The following is a 22,411-nucleotide window of genomic DNA, read 5'->3' as shown; positions in this document are numbered from 1 at the left end:
GCAACCCGACCCTACCGAAGAACATCGATGACCACCGCTTCGCCGCCCGCTCACTACGGCGCTGTTGAGGGCGCGCTCGCGAGCGGCTTCGCTACCGCCGAGCTACACCACCTGTAGGGACACGACCCACCCGCGCGCCACTTCGAGATTCTGGTGGGGCCGGCGGTGGACTAGTTTGTAACTTCCCGTTTGCATGCAGGCGGCCGTGAGGGGATCTTACTTGTTTCGGAAACTGAAATTCCGGCAACACGGCGAGGTGAGCGAGACGATGAGCACGATGCATCATCGATTCCGCGAGGTCATACCTAGCGCTTCCGAGTCTCGGGCGGGCAGGAGAAGTTCCGGGCCGACAGCCTCCTCAAACTGTAACGACAATCTTCCCCGAACTCGTTCGGGAAGCCAGCATCTCGAGCGCGTCGGCTGCATCGTTTAAAGGAAATCTGGCATGTATATGGGGCTTGATCTTTCCGGTCTCGTAGAGGTGAACCAGCTCCGTGGTTGCCGCAGCACTGCGAATGGGGTCGCGATCGATGGCCGCGCCCCAGAAAATTCCGCTTATGTTGCAGCCTTTGAGCAATGGCAGGTTCAGCGGCATCTCGGGCACCCCTGCGGGAAACCCTACAACGAGATAGTGCCCCTCCCATGCGATCGATCGGATCGCAGCTTCGCTGTAGCCCCCCCCAACCGGATCATAGATGACGTTTGCTCCACCGGGACCGCATATTTCCTTGAACTTCTCGGACAGTGCCTTTTGCGCCGATTTGTCGAGCGAGCCTGATGGATAGACCAAGCCGCAGTCGGCGCCTGCGCGCTTCGCGACCTCAAGTTTTTCCTGGGAAGACGCGGCCGCTACGACACGCGCGCCCATGGCCTTTCCTAACTCCACTGCGGCAAGACCGACACCACCAGCTGCTCCCAAAACGAGAAGTGTCTCGCCCTCGCATAGGTTCGCGCGGTCACGCAACGCATACCAAGACGTTCCGTAGGTCATCAGGAAGGCTGAGGCATCATCGAAGGGCATTACGTCCGGTATGCAGAACACCTTTTTCGTCGGCGCGACGACCGCTTCGGCTAGGCCTCCCCAGAGCGTAATCGCGAGCACCCGATCCCCGACCTTCAAACCGGCGACCCCGTCGCCCACAGCATCGACAGTACCTGCGACCTCTCCACCCGGGCAAAATGGCCTGGGGGGCCTGAACTGATATTTGTCCTCAATGATCAGCAGATCGGGGAAGTTGACGCCGACAGCGGCCACGTTGATGCGAACCTCCCCATGCTTCGGTTCAGGTATCGGCATATCGCCCATTTGGAGCGCGCGTGGCCCACCGCGTTCGCGGCTCAACATGGCCCTCATCTTGAAATCCTCTCTCTGCTTCGACGGAGGCAACGCTGCGCGGCATCTGCCAACGGTGCTGTGCGCACGCCCGACGGTTCTGCCTCCATATTTGATGACGAATCCCGAACGCCCCTGAAAACCCGGGCCGATCGTCGTGTTGGGATAGCCGGTCCGAAGGAGAGGCTATCCAATACATGGTCGGCTAAAGACTCCGCCAGGCTCGTCAGATTGCCTCCGGTCCGCTAGGCGCTCGCAGGATCTCGGCGGACGTCGTCGCCGACTTCTTTGGCGACATACTTCTGGAACGCGTGCAACGCCCGCTCCCAATGCGGCGAAAAACGGGTTTCGAGGTTGAGGTCCTCGCGGATTTTGACCATGGCCTGGACCTCACGCCAAACGACGTCATCTTCGTGGAAAGCTTCCGCCCAGAATTCACGTACGCCGTCGCGTAGCTTCTGGAATGACGGGTCTGTTGCGGCCTCACCGATGAAGTAGGTGCGCCCGACGTATTCGGTTTTTTCCGGGCCTTGCGGCAATGACACCGACATGTTTACGCTGTTTGGTTTACAGCCGATGATGACCGTGGGAAAGATGAATAGTGTGATTGCATCGGTGACGCCTGATTCCACCATTTTGGGAAAGATGGGCAAGGTCTTGCCGTCGGTGGTACTCTCGAATATCACTCCTTTGATGTCCTCAAGCTTGAAACTGTTCGAGAACCCCGCATATGTCGTGCCGCCGTCCTCGAACTGGTAGGCTGGGCTGTGACGCATTTTCTTGTGCACAAACCCCACGTGATAGTCTTCGATGCCGCCCTCGTAAGCGATCTTCCAGTTTACCGGGTAGGACATCGTATTGATGGTTTCACCGTCCCGTATGAGCGACATGTCGAATGTGCCTTCCAACCGATCGCGGACGGGTCGAAGGTGCTCCTCAAGCGGCACTGCCTGGCCATCGATGTTGACAAAAATGATGTCCAGATATTGGCCGCTTCGCACTTCCTTGAGGCCAAGTTCGCTATAGTCGAAGTCCTCGGCCTTGTGCTCGTTGACACCGTTGATGACTGGTGTCGCCATCAGCTTCCCATCGAGAGCATAAGTCCAACAGTGGAAAATGCATCTGATCGACCGAGCGTTTCCCTTCTCCTTGACTAGACGCATGCCACGATGTCGGCAGATGTTGTGAAAGACCTTGATGCTTCCATCCTTCTGTCGAACGGTGATGAGCTCCCAGCCCGCGACGGTTATCGGCTGAATATCGCCAGAATCTGGAATGTCCTTAGCAAACCCTATCCCCATCCAGCCTTTGGCGAACACCGTGTGCCGTTCGGCTTCGTAGAAAGCCGGGTCATAATAGGCGCGTCCCGGTAGACCTTCCGCACGTCCGGTGGGCCTAAAAAGCGGCTCTCGCTCTTCGTTCTTGACACCTGGTTTGCTCTGTGAGTGTTGCATGGGCCCCCTTCGCCGCATCAAGGCGGTAGCTGTTATCCTGCACGCATCGAGGTCGTGTCCTTTTTCTTAAGATTAGCCAGTTGCTGAGCTTTGAACATCGACAATCAGGAATGATTGGTTCGTCGAAAGCCGATGGTGAAAAATGGTTGGGAGCGCATTAATCAACGCTCTTATCGAGCTACGGGTGAAGAATGGCCGTTCATTGGATGCGCGCTTACCGGCGGGTAGGTGACGAACTTAAACTCCAACCGGGGATTTCCGCTCCGAGCGCGCGGGCCGGAGAAGTCGTCGTCAAGGTCGCTTATTGGGGGATTTTGCCCTTTCGTCCTCGTGATCTCGAGAGCAACATGACTGTCGTCGGCAAAATAATCGCCGTAGGCGACGATGTCCCGGCCTTCCGGCTCGGTGACTGGATCTGCGCCGCTTGCAACGGCATACCTGACGTATCAGCAGCGCTCCTTTCAGGAGAGCTCGGAGAGTATCAACGGGTACTCGTTGGCGAAACCGTGACCTTGCAAGAGCCCTTTGTTGCCCCTTTCGCCGCGCTCTTACCTGCGTTTTATGCGCGAGCGGAGAAGCTGCTGCGCTGGGCGCAGCTAGCGCGCGGCGAAGATGTCTTGGTAATGGGCGCCGATCAGGGCCTGGGGCTCGCCGTCGCTCACCTCAGTGGCCTTCGTGGTTCCAGTGCTCGGTTCGACAAACCGCCGCATACAGGAACCTGGCATTCCGCCTTGGGAGGGAAGGATGACAGGGCCGCCAAGCCAGACGCGAGCTACGACGTGATCATCGACTGTCGGCTCGACGCAACCCATCACGAATTGCTGCCTAAGCTGAAACCGAAAGGGATTTACCTTCGGGAAAATGGTCTTCTCATCCATCGCAACACAACGGAGAGCCAGCCCGACGAGAGATATGATCCCCACATGACATCGGAGCTCGAACTCGTCGCGGACCTTTTTCGGTCAAATGGCTTGATTTCGCAAGCCTATCCGGTCGTGTCTTTCGAAGACGTCAACCGTGTCCGCGACGTCCTTTCGGCTACGTTGCAAGAACCCATCGTGATCTCGGTCCCACGTTAGTTGGCGCTCGGTAGGTTATCCCGAAACCACACAATTAATGGCAAACCAAGCGAGGCGGAGCGCCCCGCGTCAAACCCGGCAATCATGCGCAGCATGCTTCTGCGCGGCCACTTGACAGCTGACTTTCCGTCCGACGCGAGAACGGACACTCCGAGTTTTACCGCGATTGGCGAGGTCTTCACATCCCGCAATCACCTTGGTTTCCAGATATTCCTCGATCCCCATCACGCCCTGCTCACGCCCGTTCCCGGACTGCTTCATTCCACCGAACGGGGCGAGGTTGTTAGGGAAGGCGCCGTTGATCACTACAATGCCGGCCCTGATCTGCTTGGCAACCCGATAGGCGCTCTCGGCATTTTTCGACCAGACATAGCCCGCAAGGCCGTATGGAGTATCGTTGGCGATCCGGACGGCGTCGTTCTCCGTCTCGTAAGGGATGATCGACAGCACGGGACCGAAGATTTCCTCTTGAGCGATGGTCATACTGTTCTCGACGTCAGAGAATACGGTCGGCTTCACGAAGTAACCGATGTCCAACCCTTCCGGCTTTCCGAGGCCCCCGGCGACAAGGGTCGCGCCTTCGTCGATACCGCGCTTTATGAGCTGCTGAACCCGGTCAAACTGCCTTGCATTCACGAGCGGCCCAACCTTCGTGCCAGGATTGAGGGGGTCGCCCACAACCGTGTTGTCTGCGGCGAGCCGGGCATATCTTGCAGCCTCGGCCATGCGTTTGGCAGGAACGAGCATGCGCGTCGGCGCAAGGCAGGTCTGGCCGCTGTTCCGGAACACCGCTTTCGCGCCCTTGACGACCGCATCTTCGAAATCAGCGTCCTCCAGGATGATATTTGGTGACTTGCCGCCAAGCTCGAGCGATACGCGTTTAACGGTTTCAGCGCCCGCTCGTGCCACGGAAACGCCTGCTACCGTCGAGCCTGTGAACGACACCATGTCAACGTGTTTGTGCGCAGCCAGCGCGCTCCCCGCGCCGGGACCCGACCCGTTGATCAGATTGAATACACCCGCAGGCACACCGGAGGCAGCAAGGGCTTCGGTCATGAGAGCGGCGGAAACCGGCGTTTCCTCGCTCGGTTTGAAGACAATGGTGCAGCCGGCGGCGAGTGCGTAGGCAATCTTGAGCACCGCCTGGTTCATCGGCCAGTTCCATGGAGTAATGAGAGCGCAAACGCCGATCGGCTCCTTCACGACGATATCGCTCTCGATCCGATGCGAGAACTCGAACGAGCCCAAGACGGATATCGCCGCCTGAATATGGCTCAGGCCCGAGGCGACCTGGAGCGACATGGCGAGCGCGACCGGTGCGCCCATCTCCTGGGTGATAGCCGCCGCAATATCCGAGGATCGGAGCTTATACTCTCGCTCAAAATTCTTGAGCAACTCCAACCTATCGCTGACCCTCGATGAAGAATAACCTTCGAAAGCGCGATGAGCTGCCTCGACCGCTCGATCGACATCTCTGTCGTTCGCAAGCGCGATTGTCGCAAAAGGCTCTTCCCGCGACGGATCGATCACTGCCAAGGTTTCTTCGCTCACCGGCTCGACCCATTGCCCGCCTATGTAGAAGCGTCGGTAGTCCTTCATTGACCAGTCCCCCTGAGCGACGTCGATCTCGTGAGCCCGGAGCGCGGCAAATGCACTGCGGCCGCACCCGCTCCTTTTTCCGCGGCAGTACATCCGCCACGCGACGCCGCGTTCCTCGATCTTAATCATTAGCCAAATGGAAGGTGGAAGGCTTCGCGAAAGTCAGAACTTTGTTTCGCACAATTCTGATGGAATTACCCAAGACGGCTTCCGCAAATCACAAAGACGCTTGGGGCACCGCCCCGAAGACCATGATGCGAATTGGAGCTGCCTAAAATGTCACATAAGCTCCGGATCGAGCAATTCGATCGTGAGATCCTCGTGGAGACGAACGAGACGGTCCTGGAAGCCGCCCTGCGGTCCGGGATCGACTTTCCTTTCGATTGCCGGAGCGGGGTATGCGGAGAATGCAAGTGCGCGCTTGTGTCCGGCCAAGTCGAAATGCAACCTTACCTCGACGTTGCGCTTGACGACGAGGAAAGAAATCAGTCCTTCATCCTCGGTTGCAGAGCCATGCTACGCAGCGATTGCGTACTCGCTCTTCTCGACAGTGACGAGCCGGCGCCAACGAACCGCTTCAAGACGTTGTCGGCTACCGTGACCAAGATCGAGCGCGTGACACACGACATCGCTATAATCTCGTGTGCTGCTGACAACGGCGACTGGATCGACTTCCTGCCGGGGCAGTACGCTTCCTTACAGTTCGAAGGAATGCCTGAGCGTGCCTATTCATTTGCCAATGCCCCCAGTTCGCAGCTCATGGAGTTTCACATCAGGGCCGTCCCCGACGGTGCGGTCAGTCCAGCGGTTTACGCCAACTTGAAGAGTGGCGATCGCCTCAAAATCGCCGGTCCAAAGGGGATGGCTTACTTGCGAAAGAAGCACAGCGGTCCGATGGTATTTGCGGCCGGCGGGACCGGTCTCGCGCCGATACTATCCATGCTGCGCGCCCTGAAGGAAAACAAGACAGCAAGGGCGGGCCATATCTATTTTGGCGTGCGCACTCCGAAAGACATTTATCTTGAGGACGAACTGAAAGCGCTGGCTTTGTCGCTGGAGTGGGACGGGCCGCAGGTGGTTGTCTCAAGCGAACCGGCAGAGACCGGACGGCGCGCAGGTTTCCTGGCCGACGCCATGAAGGACGACCTTTCGGGCTGCAAAGAGATGAAGGCCTATCTTTGCGGCCCTCCCATCATGATCGAGACTTGCAGAAAAGTTCTGACCAACCTTGGATTAGAGCACAGCAACTGTCACGTTGACACTTTCTGGAGCCGGTGACCGATTGAGGAGACGCCATTTCTCTAGACCCGATTGTCGGCAGGTAGAGCCGACAAGACGAACACCGTTCGCGAACGGCAAGGCGGACGGATCGATTTGCCGGGCGGATGATGTTGGCGGGCGAAGGACGGCTCGGCCAAGCTGAACTTGGCGCAGTGCTGCTCCGCAGTTTTCCGATGTTCGCTTCAAGAATTGCAGATGCACAAGGGTCGCCCCAACTGGTTTAGTTAAAAAAAACCAAGCAAAAGGGGAGTACACTATGAACGCTGATTTCCATCTGTCACGCAGACAACTTTTGCAGGCGACCGCGGCGGTCGCGACGACTTCGCTGATTTGGGGGTCGGACGTCGCATTCGCCGCCCCCACCAAGGGCGGAACGCTTCGGGTCGGATGGGGTGAAGTCCAAGCCGGCGAAAAACTCGATCCCATCAGCGCAAAGAACGGTGCATCGATGCCGTTGGTGTGGACGATCTTTGAACCCCTCGTGCGTCGCAAGCCCGATTTCACACTGGAACCGTGCTTGGCCGAGAGCTGGGAGTACGACGCCAAGGCATTGGAGTGGACATTCAAACTGCGCCAGGGCGTCAAGTTCCACGACGGAACCGAATTCGGCGCGGATGATGTATTCTACACACTCTCTCGACATATGGACCCGGCTGCCGGATCCGCGATGCACTCGCGATATGTCCAGAGCTTCGATTTTTCGGGAGTTACGGCACCCGACGCCCATACCATCAAGATCAAATTGAAGAAGCCCGATACGCTTCTGCCTTTCGGCTTCACATCCTGGTACGCCAGCATAGTCAAGAAGGGTACCGTGCCGACAACCGAGGTTGAAACGGCGATTGGAACCGGCCCTTTCAAGCTCGTCTCATTTGAGCCCGGTCAATCGTGGGAAGCTACTCGCAACGACGACTACTGGAACAAGGATGTCGTCTACCTTGACGGGATTCAATGCATCGGTATTCCCGACCAGAACGCCAAGATTGAGGCCGTCCTTTCTGGCGCCGTCGATGTTGTTGATCGCATCAACCCTGCCAAAGCCAAGGAATTGGTGGGGAACTCCGAGGTGAGGCTGATGCCTCAGCGGGATTACGTGGCGATGCTTATCAATCATGATGCGTCGCAGAAGCCGTTTAACGATCAGCGCGTCCGGGCGGCTATGAAACTTGCGGTCGATCGCCAGATGATCCTCGACACTGCGTTTTATGGCCTCGGCTCGACCACGCCGGATGTCCCGGTGCCTCAGAGTGACGCCAGCTATCCGCCGGACATGCCTGTCAACAAGCCCGACATCGCCAAGGCAAAGGCGCTGCTAGCCGAAGCAGGTTACAGCGACGGCTTCGCCTACGATGTCTATACGTCCCCGGCATTCCCCGGCATGGTCGATCTGGCAGTGATCTTTGCCGAAAACATGAAAGCCATCGGAATCACAGTCAACGTCATCCAGTGGCCCGTTGAGACCTATTGGGATCAGGTCGACATGAAGATGCCGAGCTACGTCTCCATCCTGGGTCGACGACTTGCGCATGACGCGCTTGACGTCGGATACGCCAAGGGCGGCATTTACAATGGCTCGAAGTTTGACAGCGATGGGAAGCTGCGGGAGCTGATTACCGAGGCGATGGGCGAACCGGATCAAAGCAAGCAGAAAGAAATGTATGCTGCGGCACTGCGACGGGTCGGTGAAGAGTCAGCTCAAATTATCCCGGTATATGCGCATCAAAACTACCTGGTGCATCGCTCGGTCGAAGGGACGATATTTGTCGTTGACGAGCCGGCCTCCCTCGCGCCGCTTTCGAAAAAGGCCTGATCACGCGCATTCGTGCGCCTGACCGGTTCCAGGTGACAAGTCAGAGACTGTGAATCGCTAGGCCCGAGGGTCGGCGGTTCCACCTTACTTGTGGGGCGGGAGCTCGATATCCGCCCCTCTTCCTCACGACGTTGAGCTCACACACCTCCACTTGCCGATAGAGATGAAGGAGAACATGTGAAAACGCGCCTCACCGAACTGCTGGGCATCAAATACCCCGTGGTGCAGGGCGGCATGATGTGGGTTGGTCGCGCCGAACTCGCCAGTGCCGTTTCCAATGCAGGCGGGCTCGGTACACTGACCGCGCTTACGCAGCCCACGCCCGACGCGTTGAGGACCGAAATCCGTCGCTGCCGCGCAATGACGAAAGAGCCCTTCGCCGTCAACCTCACCATCCTTCCGACGGTGTCGCCACCCCCTTACGAGGAATACGCTCGAGCGATTGTCGATGAAGGCGTGACGATCGTGGAGACGGCAGGCAGTCACCCACCAAAGATTACGGAGATTTTCAAGGAGCGTGACGTCAAAATTATCCACAAATGCACTTCGGTGCGGCATGCCTTATCGGCTGAGAAGCGAGGCGCAGACGCGATCAGCATCGATGGATTTGAATGCGCCGGCCATCCGGGCGAAGAAGATATCCCTGGGTTGATCCTGATTAGGGCGGCGGCGCAGCGGCTCCAAGTGCCGATCGTCGCATCTGGAGGTTTTGCCGATGGCGACGGCTTGGCTGCGGCACTCGCCTTGGGGGCACACGGCATCAACATGGGCACCCGCTTCATGGTGACAGAGGAAGCGCCTATCCACGATGACATCAAACAACGCCTGGTCGAGGCAACCGAACGCGATACCAAACTGATTTTCCGCACATTTCGAAACACCGGCCGGGTCCTGCGCAATTCTGTTTCGGAAGAGGTCGTCGCGATCGAGAGTCGTCCAGGGACTGTTTTCGACGACATCAGGCCTCTTGTGACCGGCGCTCGCGGGCTTAAAACCTTGCTGGATGGAGATCCCGAAAGCGGTTTAATTTGGGCCGGCCTCTGCATCGGGTTGATCAGCGACATTCCGAGCTGCGCTGAGCTTCTTCAGCGCATAGATCGCCAATGCCGGGCTCGATTTGCCGCGCTCGCGAGGGCCATGCACCAATCGGAGCTCGCATGACCGTACCGTTCGATGAAGCCCACCATGGTTTTTGTCCCCGGGACCTCGATAAGCACCTAAAGGGCCGTATCCGGGGTCTTGAGGGCGCCCCGAGGCTTCAGCCGATCATGGGAGGACGTTCGAACCCGACCTTTTTTGCGGACTACGACAATCGCCGGCTCGTGATCCGGAAGAAACCAGCTGGCGCAATTCTCCCCTCCGCCCACGCGGTGGAACGAGAACACCGGATCCTGGCGGCATTACAGGATTCTGTCGTGCCCGTTCCGCCGGTTGTCCTCTTGGAAACGGACAACTCCATCATCGGTACGCCATTTTACGTGATGGAACGCGTGGAAGGCCGGATCTTTGCAGATAGCGCCCTCAGCGCCGCGTCTCCTGAGGACAGGATCCCAATGTATGTCGCGGCAGCGGGAGTGCTGGCCGCTCTCCATTCGGTCGATTTCGATCGAATCGGCCTTGCCGACTACGGCACGAAAGGCAGCTTCTATCAGCGGCAGATCGGTCGCTGGACCAAGCAGTGGCAAATGTCGAAGACCCGTGACGACCCAAACGTCGAAAAACTGCTCGCCTGGTTGCCGAAGCACGTGCCCGACAGCGATGAAACCGCGCTGGTACACGGAGACTTCCGTATCGGCAATTTGATCTTCCACCCGACGGAGCCGCGAGTTGTTGCTGTCCTCGATTGGGAGCTATCGACACTCGGTCATCCTATGGCCGACCTTGCTCATATGTGTGTTTTCACCTGGTCGATGAACGCGAACGAATATGGCGGCGTCCGAGACCTGCCACTCGATGCGTTGAGGCTCCCGTCGCTCGATCGGTTTTTGGACAGTTATTATCATGCTGCGGGAAACAGACATCGGGTCTCCGAGTTCGACCTGGCACTGGCTCTCTTTCGCAATGCTGTCATCTTCGAAGGGATTGCGGCCCGGGCACTTGCCGGCAACGCAACGTCCGACGACGCAGAAGCTGTAGGCGCTTTGTCGCCAGTATTCGCACGTCGTGCGGTCGAACTCATCGACTAGCTCTGGGAGGTTTCGTCGTGGAATTCAGCTACTCGCTCCGCGTGCTTGATTTAATCGGGGAGCTTAACGCGTTTATAGCAGCCCATGTTCTCCCCGCTGACGCCGCCTGGAATGAGAATGCGGCGAGAGGAACCTACCCCGGGCAGCTCATGGGCGAGCTCAAGCAGAAGGCGAAAGCTGCGAAGCTCTGGAACCTGTTCTTACCCACCCTCCGCCCAGACGAGCCCGGCACCAGCCTTTCAAATCTCGAATATGCTCCGCTGGCCGAAATCATGGGACGGGTACCGTGGTCGTCCGAAGTGTTCAATTGCAGTGCGCCGGATACCGGGAACATCGAGATACTGCATCTGTTCGGTACGCCCGAGCAGCGGGATCGATGGCTAACGCCTCTGCTGGAAGGCACGATCCGCTCGGCTGTATCGATCACCGAGCCGGACGAAGCCTCTTCGGACCCGACCAACCTGAAGACCACCATTAGGCGCGACGGGGATCATTTCGTCATCAACGGCAGAAAGTGGTTCACCACTGGTGCGCTTCATCCCAATTTCGCGTTCACACTCGTCATGGGGATATCCGATCCGGACCCTGAAGTTGCAGCGCATGGCCGGCATTCGTTCGTTATCGTACCCAAGGACAGCCCTGGCTTTCGAATAGTGCGGGATGTTCCTATTTTCAGCCACCACGCCCTTGAGGGGCATTGCGAGGTCGAATTCAAGGATGTCTGCGTTCCTGTCCAGAACCTTCTGGGCGAACTTGGCGCCGGCTTCGCGATCGCTCAGGCCAGGTTGGGGCCAGGCCGCATCCACCATTGCATGCGCACGATAGGCCAGTGCGAGCTGGCGATTGAGCTGATGAGCAAAAGGGCCCTAACACGCAATGCCTTTGGAAGTCGTTTGTCGGACTACTCGAACGTCGCAGATTGGATTGCCGAGTCACGGATAGAGGTCGAACAGGCCCGTCTCCTGGCCTTGAAGGCAGCGTGGATGATGGACACCAGCGGCAACAAATCGGCAAGGAACGAAGTGTCGATGATCAAAGTCGCGGCTGCCCGGCTTCAAACGAGGGTAACTGACCGGGCGATTCAGGTGTTCGGAGCAATGGGTCTAACGAACGACACGCCGCTTGCGTATCTGCACACGTGGGGACGCGCGCTTCGGTTCATCGACGGTCCCGACGAGGTCCATTTGCGCGGCATCGCGCGCCAGGAATTGAAGATCGCCGCACAGTGCTTAGGCAACCAGTCTTAGTAAATCGGGAGAGTGGTATGGATCGCGAACGAAACCCCGAAGACACGCCCGAACTCTTTGTTGAGCGAGACGGGCCAATCTGCACCATAACATTGAACCGTCCGGAACGTCTGAACAGCCTCAGCCTCAATGGGATTAAGGCGTTGTTGGCTTCGCTCCGGTCGGCAAGCCGCGACGGCAGCATTGGCGCACTTGTGATTTCCGGCACAGGCCGCGGCTTTTGCGCCGGTTGGCACCTTGACGAGGACGGCGTGCCGGGACTGCCCGACGAGACTCTTGGTGTGCGGCAAGCCCATCTGATGGCTGAATATTTCAACCCCGTGATCGAGGCTATGCGCGACATGCCCGTTCCGACCATCGCCAGCATCAACGGTGTGTGCGCCGGCGCGGGTGTCAGCCTGGCGCTTGCCGCCGATATAGCAATCGCGGCACGATCGGCGTCGTTCGTGCTTACTTTCGCTCCGAGGCTCGGCATCATTCCCGATCTCGGCGCCACATGGATACTCCCCCGCAGCATCGGTTGGGCAAAGGCCCAGGCAATTGCCTTGCTCGGTGAGCGGATTGGCGCACCGACGGCTGTCGATTGGGGCATGATTTTCGATGCTGTTGAAGACGATGCGCTTGCGAGTAGGACGAAAGCCCTGACGGACCGGCTGGCGGCATCGCCTCCGCGCGTTGCGCTTGAGGTGCGCCGCGCATTCCATGCCGCGCAGCGAAACAGTCTGACTGCCCAGTTGGAATACGAACGCCTGAGACAACGCGATCTCTTGGACACCCCCGCCTTCGCAGAAGGACTGCTCGCTTTCCAAGAGAAACGCGAACCGCGATTCCACCAACAGACCCCGGCCGACAAATGAGCTTCGAAACCATAAGATGCGAACTTGCTGATCACATCCTCACCATAACGTTGAACCGGCCTGAAAAACTCAACGCATTCACCGTTCTGATGGCAGAAGAGTTGGTCGAGGCTTTCGAGAATGCGAGCGTCAATCCCGCCGTGCGTGTTATCGTGGTAACAGGAGCAGGCAAAGCTTTCTGCGCCGGAATGGACCTTTCCGTACCGACACCGACGAAGAACGTTTTCGGCCTGGACGAGACGCTGAACCCGACGCTGGACGAGTTGGAGATACGCTTCGACGATCCAGTGCTGGTGGGTGGGGTACGTGACACAGGCGGCCGTGTTGTGCTGGCCATCTACAATTGCAACAAGCCCGTGATTGCAGCAGTGAACGGTCCGTCCGTTGGGGTCGGTGCCTCTATGCAGCTTGCAATGGACATCCGTTTGGCCTCCGAAACCGCTCGCTTCGGGTTCAGCTTCGGCAAGATCGGCATTGTGCCGGATGCTTGTTCCAGCTGGTTTCTGCCAAAGGTGGTCGGGATAGCCAAGGCACTCGAATGGACGTACTCGGCCGAGATATTCGATGCCGCTGAGGCATGCCGTTCGGGGCTCGTGAAGGAGATCGTGCCTGCCGACAAGCTGCTCGACCGTGCGTACGAAATCGCCCGCGTGCTTGCAAATGAGCGTTCTCCGATGTCGACGGCGTTAATTCGTCAGATGATGTACCGCAATTCCGGCGAACCTAATCCCCGGCGGGCCCACATCGTCGAGTCGATCGCGATGCTCTACGTGAGTCAGAGAGACGGAAAGGAGGGCGTGGCGAGCTTCAACGAGAAGCGCAAGCCGAATTTTCGCGACGATACATCAAACATGCCAGACTTTTATCCGTGGTGGCCATAGTGGCACGCGAAGCGTACGGGTCAGCCGATCGTATTGGCGGTAGGACATTTGGCATGGCGTCAAAGCTGAAACCCGTGAATAGAAGTTCTTAGCTCATGTCAAGATTTGGTCAGTTGCACGATATTGATCTGAAGACCCTTCGGGTTTTCTGTACGATCGTCGAAGAAGGCGGGTTCACGGCTGCGCAAACCAGCCTCAATCTTTCACAGTCCAGCCTCAGCGAGTACTTGAAAACGCTCGAAGTGCGGTTAGGCCTGACACTCTGTCAAAGAGGTCCGAAAGGCTTTCAACTCTATGAGGACGGAAGGAAGGTCTATGCTGCCGCACGGGAAATGTTCGCTTCGCTTGAGGCATTCAAGAACCAAGTCACCAACATAAACGACGGCGTTGTCGGTCAGATCAGCATCGCGATCCAGGACGGCATCGTCGCAAACCCGAGCTCCCGTCTGCCGGAGGCGCTAGCCTTGTTCGAGCAAGCCTATCCCGGCGTGCGGGTAAAGCTCGAAGTAATGCTCGGATTCCAGGTCCTGGGCCGCGTGGCGGATAACATGCTGCCCCTTGGGATCTGCCTTGCCCAAGCAAGCCTCGGTCCGGTGGTGTCAACGCCTCTTTTTGATGAAACTGTCCATCTTTATTGCGCGGAGAGGCATCCCCTCTTCGAAGAGGATCCCACCAAGTTGAGCGAAGACCTGGTGCGTGGATACCGCTATTGCAGCCGCGGGCACCTAGAGTGGACCCATCCCGAGTGGGGTGACGAGGGCAACTACGGAAGCGACGTCGGTTTTGGGGCCGAGGCACAGCTGGCGCTGATCCTTTCGGGGCGCGTTCTCGGGTACATCCCCGACCACGTCGCCGAGCCCTACGTCCACACCGGGGTACTGAAAAGGGTGTCCCCCGAGATTGGGCCACGTACTTCACCTGTGGTATTAGTAAAAAGCCCGGGCGCAGCCAAATTCCGGCTGGCAGGTAAGCTTTGGGAGTTCATCGTCAAGGTACATGAAGTCTGAGAGCCGGGCTCAGCCAAGAGCCTATATCCGTGCCTGTGCATCAAGCCGCCGCGGTTTGAACGACCAACAAAACATGACGCCCCACCCGCCGACAGGTCAGTGGGCGGGGCGTCCGCCTTGGGAGCGCGGAGCGCCAATTCTATTGTAACGATCGCAGTTTAGGCGGGACACATTCCCGCCTGCCCGAAGCAACCTCAAGACCTAAGTGTTCAAGGCGGCTTCAATCGAGTGGTCGAGGATTTGTACGACCTGGTCGATGTCGTCGTCCGAGTGCACGAGCGAAAAATAGAACTTGCCGTGCGTCAATGCGCCTCGTCCGAGCATCTCGTGCAGGATCTTCTTAAAGAGCCTGGTATCGCCTGCACAGAAGCTACGGTGATCGAAAACAGGTTTGTCGGTTAGCGTGATCATCGCCAAGGGACCGTTGCCGACAATCTGAGCCGGTACCCCGTGCCTGGCGAAGGCCTTTTGCGCACCCGCTTTGAACCTCTGGCCAATAGCTGCCAGACGATCGTAGACCCCTTCCCTCTTAAGAACGCGCAACGTCGCCAATCCTGTCGCAGATGCAACGGTGTTCCCGCTCATGGTGCTGCTGATGTACGAATAAGAGGGGCCGGGATTCCTCGGGTTGGTAAGCCGCATGATATCCTGTCTCCCGGCGACAACTGACAGCGGGAGCCCGCCGCCGATGATCTTGCCATATGCGGCGATATCCGGAACGACGCCGTAACGTTCCTGAGCGCCACCCCAGCCGAGCCGGAAACCTGTGACGACCTCGTCGAAAACCAGCACAATGCCGTGCTTTGTCGCCGCTTCACGGATCGCTTCAAGAAAACCAGGCTTCGGCTCGATGCAACGCTGCTGCGCTTCGATGATAATAGCAGCAAGTTCGCTCTTGTTGCTCTCAATGAGGCCAAGTGTCCTCTCGAGATCGTTGAAAGGAGCGATCAATACGTCGTCAAGAATCGCTTGCGGGATGCCGGCGCTGTCGGGAACTGGCCTCGGATAAGGCGCGTCAAGCGGAGGATTGACACCACTCATCAACGCGTAGTCGTTGACACCGAGGAACCCGCCTTCGAACTTCAGGACCTTGTCGCGCCTGGTGAACGCTCTTGCCAAACGAAGTGCAAAAAAGGTGGCATCGGACCCCGATAAGCCGAACTTGATCTGCTCGGCGCAAGGAATGGCTTCGACCAGCAAGTCGGCGAGTTCAATGCCCCTGTGGTTCAAAACGTAATAGTTTGACGGCGAGGAGACGGCCTGGGAAAGTGCTTCCACCACCTCCGGATGAGCGTGCCCGAGGATCATCGGCCCCGAGCCGTTCAGGCAGTCGATGTATTCTCGGCCATCTACATCATACACCCGAGAGCCTTTCCCGTGTGAAATCACGACATCAACGTCCTCGGGAAGATAGGCTGAGTTAAAAGTGCCGCCCGGCATGCACCGACGTGCGGTTTCGAGAAGAGCTCGGCTTTTTGAGTTCGGCAGGATGTTCATCTCAACGTCCATTCTCTAGTTCGCGCTACCCTGGCAGACTGAGCTGAAACGACCCGAAGACCATTCCCAAAACCAGAAGCGATGTTCGGCCGCAACGATGCAGTACCGGTGGCCGGCAGAACTCGTCCACAAACAACGCGCATAACTGCAAAGCGATCAGCAAAACGGAAAGGCTCGTTTTCCAGAAAAAGGACGGACCCAGCTGCGACAGCGAGAAAACGAAACACGTTGCAGCAACTGCAAAAAGCGATGCGCGTTTCGTTTCTTTCCGATGTCATGACGCGGCGCAGTCGGTTAGGCCTTCCATGAGGACGAATGGGAGGGACACATGCTAGGCGTTGTGCACCATGACGATGTCGTAGAAATCGTTCTTGCAAACCCGCCTGTGAACGCATTGTCCGTTCAATTGCGCTCGGCTTTGGCAAAAGCGCTCAGCGACGCCCTTTCCTTTCCCCATGTGAGGGGCGTCGTAATACGCGGTCAGGGAAGTTTTTTCTGCGGCGGGGCAGACATCAACGAACTTGAGCAGCATAACGATCCGTGGTTGCCCGACCTCATCGACAGGATCGAGGCAGCAGGCAAACCAGTTATCGCCGCGATTCAGGGAGACGCACTGGGTGGCGGTCTCGAACTGGCAATGGGCTGCCACTATCGACTGGCGACACCATCCGCCAAGCTTGGCCTTCCCGAAGTCAAGCTCGGCATTCTTCCGGGCGCGGGCGGCACGCAACGTCTCCCACGTCTTGCAGGCGCCGAGACCGCGCTGGACATGATCGTATGGGGAGAGCCCATTTCAGCCTTGCGGGCGCTCGAGCGTGGGATAGTTGATCGCATCGTGGATCAAGATCGTATCGTCGCCGAAGCTGTCGCATATGCCCGATCGGGGCAAGGCATTAGGCGCACGCGAGAACTGCCCTTTGTTGCCAGTGACGAAGCCTTTGACCTCTTCAAATCCAAAAACACACGCCGGCTGAGAGGCTTGCACGCCCCTGCAGCCTGTGTAGAGGCCGTTCGGGCAGCCGCGCAGCTATCCTTTGACGAAGGACTGCGTCGAGAGCATGAGCTTTTCATCGGACTGGTAAAGGGCGAGCAATCCTTGGCCCTGCGCCATCTCTTCTTTGCGGAACGCTCAGCCAGGAAAATCGAGGGGCTGGGTAAGGACATAGCCCGCCGAACGATCCGAAAGGTGGGGGTGATTGGCGGAGGTACCATGGGCACGGGTATTTCAATCAACTTTCTGTCCCGTGGCATCCCGCTCACGATCATCGAGATGGATCCGGATGGGGTCGCACGTGCGCGCAACTTCATAACGGCCAGTTACAACACGGCCATCGCAAAAGGAAACCTGTCAGAAGACCAGGTCGAGAAAGCGCTCTCTCTGCTTGAGGTAACGCACGACTTCTCCGCGCTCAGCGGCTGTGATCTCGTCATTGAGGCGGTCTACGAAGACATCGAGCTCAAGAAGGATGTCTTTCGCCGTCTTGACAGAATTGCCGACAGCAGCGCGATCCTCGCCACCAATACCTCATTTCTAGATGTCAACAAAATCGCAGCTGTCACATCGCGGCCAAACGACGTGCTCGGTCTCCATTTCTTTTCGCCAGCGAACATCATGAAACTCGTGGAAGTGGTGCGAGGAACCGAAACAGGTCCCGACGTGCTGGCGACTGCGATCGAGGTAAGCCGAAAGATCGGTAAAGTTCCGGTCGTAGCCGGCGTTTGCGACGGCTTCATCGGGAACCGGATGTTGACGCCGCGCCAGGCGAACGCCGAAGCTATGCTTGTCGAAGGAGCAACGCCCGAACAGATCGACCGAGTACATATCGATTTCGGCATGCCGATGGGGCCCTTCCAGATGCTGGATTTGGCCGGGTTGGACGTTGGATGGCACCGCAACCCAGCGCGCATCGACAATATCAAGGATGCTATCTGTTCCAGAGGCCGGCTTGGACAGAAAACGAAGGCGGGTTTCTACGATTACGGTGACGATCGCAAACCTCGCCCGTCAGAAGTCGTAGAGCAGATCGTGGGTGAATTCCGGGAAAGAGCAGGTATCCCCCTGCGCCGGATCGCTGACGAAGAGATTGTCGTACGGACGCTCTACACGATGGTGAATGAAGGGGCGAAAATCCTTGAGGAGGGAATAGCGCAGCGCGCCTCCGACATCAATGTGGTCTGGGTCTACGGGTACGGCTGGCCTCGGCACAAGGGCGGGCCCATGTATTGGGCGGAGCGTATTGGCCTGCAGACAATAGTCGACGGCCTTACCCGCTATCGGGACCGGCTGGGCTCCACCTTCACCTTGTCTCCGCTTCTGAAGAAACGCGCCGCAGAAGGCCGAAGTCTGAACAACGAATAGTTGCCAGCACTTGGCAGCCGATCTCCTCACACGAGATCGGCGGGTTCTGGGACGCAAATCGGCGACTTGCGAACACGTTTCCTGATCCGCTTACCTTTCATGGAAGGACCGAAAATGGATCTTAGTTTCTCTGGCGACGATGAACGGTTCCGACAGGAAGTACGTCAATTCCTGAGCGAAAAGCTGCCGGCACGCATCGCCGATATGGTGCGCAAGCGCAAGCGTCTCACAAAGGCTGATCAGGAGGAATGGCACGGCATCCTGCACGAGCGCGGCTGGATGGCTGGCCACTGGCCGAAACAATACGGCGGCCAGGATTGGTCGATCATGCAATGCCAGATCTTCGACACGGAAAGGGCGTTGGCGCACGCGCCGTGGATCGTTCCTTTTGGCGTGACCATGCTGGGTCCCATGCTCATGAACTTCGGATCCGACAGGCAGAAACGCCATTGGCTGCCGCGCATCCTCGAAAGCTCCGACTGGTGGTGTCAGGGCTACTCGGAGCCGGGCGCCGGATCCGACCTCGCGAGCCTTCGCACGAAAGCGGTACGCGACGGTGATCACTTCGTGGTCAACGGTCAGAAGACCTGGACGACGTTGGGCCAACACGCGAACATGATGTTCTGCCTGGTGCGCACCTCGAATGAAGGCAGGAAACAGGAGGGTATCTCCTTCCTGCTGATCGACATGAACACGCCGGGGGTCGAGGTTCGCCCAATCATCCTGCTCGATGGCGAACACGAGGTAAACGAAGTGTTCTTCACGGACGTGAAGGTGCCCGTCGAAAATCTCGTCGGCGAAGAGAACAAGGGGTGGACCTACGCGAAATACCTTCTGAACCACGAGCGCACATCGATCGCCGGAATAGGCGTGATGATGGCATGGTTTGATCATCTGAGATTCATTGCGAGAAACCAGAAAAAGAGCGGTCGTCCACTCATCGATGACCCCTATTTCGCAGCGCGACTAGCGCGCGTCGAGATCGAACTCGAGAACATGAAGACGAGCAACTTGCGAGCGCTGGCCGCCGCAAGCGACGGTGCAACCCCCGTGGCGCAGAACTCGATGCTCAAGATCCGAGGCACGGAACTGAAGCAGGAAATCACCAGCCTAGCACGGCGCGCGCTCGGCCCCTATGCGTCGCCCTTCCTGCCAGACGCGCTCAACGAGGGCTGGAACGGCGAACTGCCCGGTCCAGAATACGCAGTTCCGGTCAGCATCGAGTATTTCAACAATCGCAAGCTCTCGATCTTCGGTGGTTCGAACGAAATCCAGCGCGAAATCATAAGCAAGACACTTCTGGGAGGCTGACATGGACTTCAACCACAGCCAGGACAGGCAACTGCTCGCAAATACGCTCGAGCGCTATTTGCAGCAGAACTATTCGACCGAAACCCGGCGGACTATCGCCGGATCCGTTGAAGGCTGGTCGCCAGACAAATGGCACGAGCTCTGTGAGCTCGGTGTCATAGCGGCCCTCGTCGACGAGACACATGGCGGACTGGGCGGAACAGGTTTCGATATTGCGGCAGTCTTCGAACAGTTGGGCAAGGCGCTCGTGGTAGAGCCCCTGCTGGGAACGCTTGCGGCAGTATACGCACTTTCGAAGGGGAGCCCGCAGGCCGACCTGATGACCGCCGTCGTTTCCGGAGATAAGGTAGTGGCCTGGGCCTATGAGGAACCACAAAGCCGATATGACCTCACCGAGGTTGAGGCGAGAGCTGAAAAGGGGCCCGATGGCTGGCGACTGAGCGGAAAAAAAGCAGTCGTCTCACAATTGAAAGCGGCGGACTATGCCGTCGTTTCAGCCCGCATTTCCGGGCCGGCCGGCAGCGAGACCGGCATTGGTCTGTTTCTCGTCGACTTGTCCGCCCAAGGGGTCCGTATCCAGGATTATGCCGTCATCGATGGTGGCCGTGCAGGTGATCTGACGGTGGCCGACACGCCGGCGAAACTCGTCGTCGAGGATGGCTTTCCCATCGCGGAAGAAGCGGTGGCTGCAGCCATCGTGGCGCTTTCGTGGGAAGCCATCGGCGTGATGGACCGGCTATTGAACGAGACAATCGGATACCTGCAGACGCGAAAGCAGTTCGGAGTTCCGCTTGCAACGTTCCAGGCCTTGCGCCACAGGGTTGCGACGATGGCGCTTGAAATTGAACAGGCTCGCTCGTCGGCGATTAATGCAGCCGCATCCCTTGGCAATCCGCGCCGCGAGCGCGAACGGATGGTATCAGCCGCCAAATTCACAATCGGCCGGGTGGGAACAATCATCGCCGAGGAAGCGATCCAGATGCACGGCGGCATAGGCATGACGCGGGAACTGTCGGTCTCACACTATGCAAAGAGGCTCATGATGATCGACCATCAGTTCGGCGACGAGGACTATCACCTGGAACGCTTTATCAGGCTGAGTTCGCCATATTGAGTGTACCCAGCCGAAAGCTCGGGGCCAAGGAGCCACGGCGCAACATTTTCGACCACCAACCGTGACCTCCCAATCCTAGGAGAAATGTCGTGCGCGACGCTGTTATCGTTTCCACTGCAAGAACCCCGATCGGGCGTGCCTATCGCGGCGCGTTCAATGCGACCCCTGCTCCCACGTTGGCCGCTCATGCCATTCGCGCGGCCGTGGAGCGCGCGGGCGTAGATCCGAACGAAGTCGACGATGCAGTCTTTGGCGCGGCATTGCCGCAGGGCGTCCAGCAGACAATCGGGAGAACCGCCGCACTGCGCGCCGGCCTGCCTGTGAGCGTGTCCGGCATGACGATCGATCGACAGTGCTCGTCTGGTCTGATGGCGATCGCGACCGCCGCAAAGCAGGTAATCGTCGATCGTATGGACGTCGTTGTTGCCGGCGGCGTCGAGTCGATTTCGCTGGTTCAAACGCCTGCCCTTCGCGTCGAGCCGGATCCTGAACTCGTCAAGATGACGCCTCACATATACATGCCCATGCTGCACACAGCCGAAACCGTCGCCAAACGCTATGGTATCTCGCGCGAACACCAGGACGAGTATGCTCTGCGCTCGCAACAACGAACGGCAAGCGCTCAAGCGGCCGGCGCCTTCGATCATGAGATCATTCCAGTCACGGCGACGATGTCCGTGACGGACAAGGTGTCTGGGAAGACTTCCACGCAGGAGGTTACGATTGCAAAGGACGAAGGCAATCGACCTGAAACGACCATGGCTGGCCTGGAAGGGCTGAAGTCAGTTGTCGATCACGGCGTCGTTACTGCGGGGAATGCGTCGCAACTGTCCGACGGTGCGTCTGCTTGCGTCGTTATGAGCGCGGATCTGGCGGAAAAGCGTGGTTTGACACCCCTCGGGCGCTATGTCGGCATGGCGGTCGCCGGCACGGAACCTGATGAAATGGGCATCGGTCCGGTATTTGCAGTGCCCAAACTGCTGAACCGCTTCGGGTTGTCCGTCGACGACATCGGTCTTTGGGAGTTGAACGAGGCGTTCGCCGTGCAGGTTCTCTATTGCCAGTACCGCCTTGGAATTCCCGAGGAAAGATTGAACGTCAACGGAGGCGCGATTTCAATTGGCCATCCTTATGGCATGTCGGGCGCCCGCATGACCGGCCATGCCCTGATCGAAGGAAAGCGGCGCGGCGCTCGCTTTGTGGTCGTGACGATGTGTGTCGGCGGCGGTATGGGCGCTGCCGGCTTGTTCGAGGTTCTCTAGGACAGCAAGATGGTGCTGACCTACGCGCGTTCGTTGGCACCACTCACTCCTTTGACGGATGGCCGGACCAGGTTTCGCCAACGTAAAGCGCGATTTGGCGACGATGCCAGGTCCTGCGAGCCGCCTGGCGACGA

General features: G+C 58.2%; 17 protein-coding genes. 13 read left to right on the top strand and 4 right to left on the bottom strand.

From position 1 onward, the window contains the following. Window positions 1–358 precede the first annotated feature (358 nt). Both IB277_RS36475 and IB277_RS36470 read right to left on the bottom strand, forming a co-directional pair. Window positions 359–1,354, bottom strand: a complete 996-nt coding sequence (locus IB277_RS36475) for an NADPH:quinone oxidoreductase family protein (protein ID WP_192373231.1) — start codon at window positions 1,352–1,354, stop codon at window positions 359–361. Between the two features lie 224 nt (window positions 1,355–1,578). After that, complete coding sequence (locus tag IB277_RS36470) at window positions 1,579–2,787, bottom strand: aromatic ring-hydroxylating dioxygenase subunit alpha (RefSeq protein ID WP_192373229.1); 1,209 nt, start codon at window positions 2,785–2,787, stop codon at window positions 1,579–1,581. A gap of 191 nt (window positions 2,788–2,978) precedes the next feature. Between IB277_RS36470 and IB277_RS36465 the strand changes: the two genes are divergently transcribed. Next, window positions 2,979–3,866 carry a zinc-binding alcohol dehydrogenase family protein gene (locus IB277_RS36465; RefSeq protein ID WP_192373227.1) on the top strand — a complete coding sequence of 296 codons (888 nt, stop codon included), beginning with the start codon at window positions 2,979–2,981 and terminating at the stop codon, window positions 3,864–3,866. Between the two features lie 69 nt (window positions 3,867–3,935). Here the strand turns inward: IB277_RS36465 and IB277_RS36460 are convergent, their stop codons facing one another. Further along, complete coding sequence (locus IB277_RS36460; protein WP_192373225.1) at window positions 3,936–5,465, bottom strand: aldehyde dehydrogenase family protein; 1,530 nt, start codon at window positions 5,463–5,465, stop codon at window positions 3,936–3,938. 276 nt (window positions 5,466–5,741) lie between these two features. Between IB277_RS36460 and IB277_RS36455 the strand changes: the two genes are divergently transcribed. From IB277_RS36455 to IB277_RS36420, 8 genes are all read left to right on the top strand, one after another. After that, window positions 5,742–6,743, top strand: a complete 1,002-nt coding sequence (locus IB277_RS36455) for a 2Fe-2S iron-sulfur cluster-binding protein (protein WP_192373223.1) — start codon at window positions 5,742–5,744, stop codon at window positions 6,741–6,743. A 259-nt stretch (window positions 6,744–7,002) separates the two neighbouring features. Continuing rightward, entirely contained in the window at window positions 7,003–8,556 is a 1,554-nt protein-coding gene (locus tag IB277_RS36450) for an ABC transporter substrate-binding protein (RefSeq protein ID WP_192373221.1), read from the top strand. Between the two features lie 177 nt (window positions 8,557–8,733). Then, the gene (locus IB277_RS36445; RefSeq protein WP_192373219.1) at window positions 8,734–9,717 is read left to right on the top strand and encodes a nitronate monooxygenase; all 984 of its coding nucleotides are present in this window, start codon (window positions 8,734–8,736) and stop codon (window positions 9,715–9,717) included. Then, complete coding sequence (locus tag IB277_RS36440) at window positions 9,714–10,742, top strand: phosphotransferase family protein (protein WP_192373217.1); 1,029 nt, start codon at window positions 9,714–9,716, stop codon at window positions 10,740–10,742. The genes IB277_RS36445 and IB277_RS36440 overlap by 4 nt, the downstream gene beginning before the upstream one ends. A 17-nt stretch (window positions 10,743–10,759) precedes the next feature. After that, complete coding sequence (locus tag IB277_RS36435) at window positions 10,760–11,989, top strand: acyl-CoA dehydrogenase family protein (protein WP_192373215.1); 1,230 nt, start codon at window positions 10,760–10,762, stop codon at window positions 11,987–11,989. Window positions 11,990–12,006: 17 nt separating this feature from the next. Then, entirely contained in the window at window positions 12,007–12,846 is an 840-nt protein-coding gene (locus IB277_RS36430) for an enoyl-CoA hydratase-related protein (protein ID WP_192373213.1), read from the top strand. Beyond that, window positions 12,843–13,727, top strand: a complete 885-nt coding sequence (locus IB277_RS36425; RefSeq protein ID WP_192373211.1) for a crotonase/enoyl-CoA hydratase family protein — start codon at window positions 12,843–12,845, stop codon at window positions 13,725–13,727. Before IB277_RS36430 ends, IB277_RS36425 begins: the two co-directional genes overlap by 4 nt. Before the next feature lie 95 nt (window positions 13,728–13,822). Next, window positions 13,823–14,734, top strand: a complete 912-nt coding sequence (locus tag IB277_RS36420) for a LysR family transcriptional regulator (RefSeq protein WP_192373209.1) — start codon at window positions 13,823–13,825, stop codon at window positions 14,732–14,734. A 201-nt stretch (window positions 14,735–14,935) separates the two neighbouring features. Here IB277_RS36420 and IB277_RS36415 read toward each other — a convergent pair whose 3' ends face one another. Then, window positions 14,936–16,231, bottom strand: coding sequence for an aspartate aminotransferase family protein (locus IB277_RS36415; protein ID WP_210339724.1), 1,296 nt, complete (start codon window positions 16,229–16,231; stop codon window positions 14,936–14,938). A gap of 328 nt (window positions 16,232–16,559) precedes the next feature. Here IB277_RS36415 and IB277_RS36410 point away from each other — a divergent pair, with 328 nt between their 5' ends. The 4 genes from IB277_RS36410 (at window position 16,560) to IB277_RS36395 (ending at window position 22,277) form a co-directional block, all read left to right on the top strand. Beyond that, window positions 16,560–18,590 (top strand): 3-hydroxyacyl-CoA dehydrogenase NAD-binding domain-containing protein, encoded by a 2,031-nt coding sequence (locus IB277_RS36410; RefSeq protein WP_192373207.1) that lies wholly within the window; start codon window positions 16,560–16,562, stop codon window positions 18,588–18,590. 114 nt (window positions 18,591–18,704) lie between these two features. Beyond that, window positions 18,705–19,901: an acyl-CoA dehydrogenase family protein gene (locus tag IB277_RS36405; RefSeq protein WP_192373205.1), complete on the top strand. Its 1,197-nt coding sequence runs from the start codon at window positions 18,705–18,707 to the stop codon at window positions 19,899–19,901. Window position 19,902: 1 nt separating this feature from the next. Next, window positions 19,903–21,015 (top strand): acyl-CoA dehydrogenase family protein, encoded by a 1,113-nt coding sequence (locus tag IB277_RS36400; protein ID WP_192373203.1) that lies wholly within the window; start codon window positions 19,903–19,905, stop codon window positions 21,013–21,015. A gap of 89 nt (window positions 21,016–21,104) precedes the next feature. Then, window positions 21,105–22,277: an acetyl-CoA C-acyltransferase gene (locus IB277_RS36395; RefSeq protein ID WP_192373201.1), complete on the top strand. Its 1,173-nt coding sequence runs from the start codon at window positions 21,105–21,107 to the stop codon at window positions 22,275–22,277. The last annotated feature ends 134 nt before the right edge of the window (window positions 22,278–22,411 follow it).

Source organism: Ensifer sp. ENS07, assembly GCF_014852185.1.
GTDB lineage: Bacteria > Pseudomonadota > Alphaproteobacteria > Rhizobiales > Rhizobiaceae > Ensifer > Ensifer adhaerens.
This window is presented reverse-complemented; position numbering and strand designations above follow the sequence as displayed.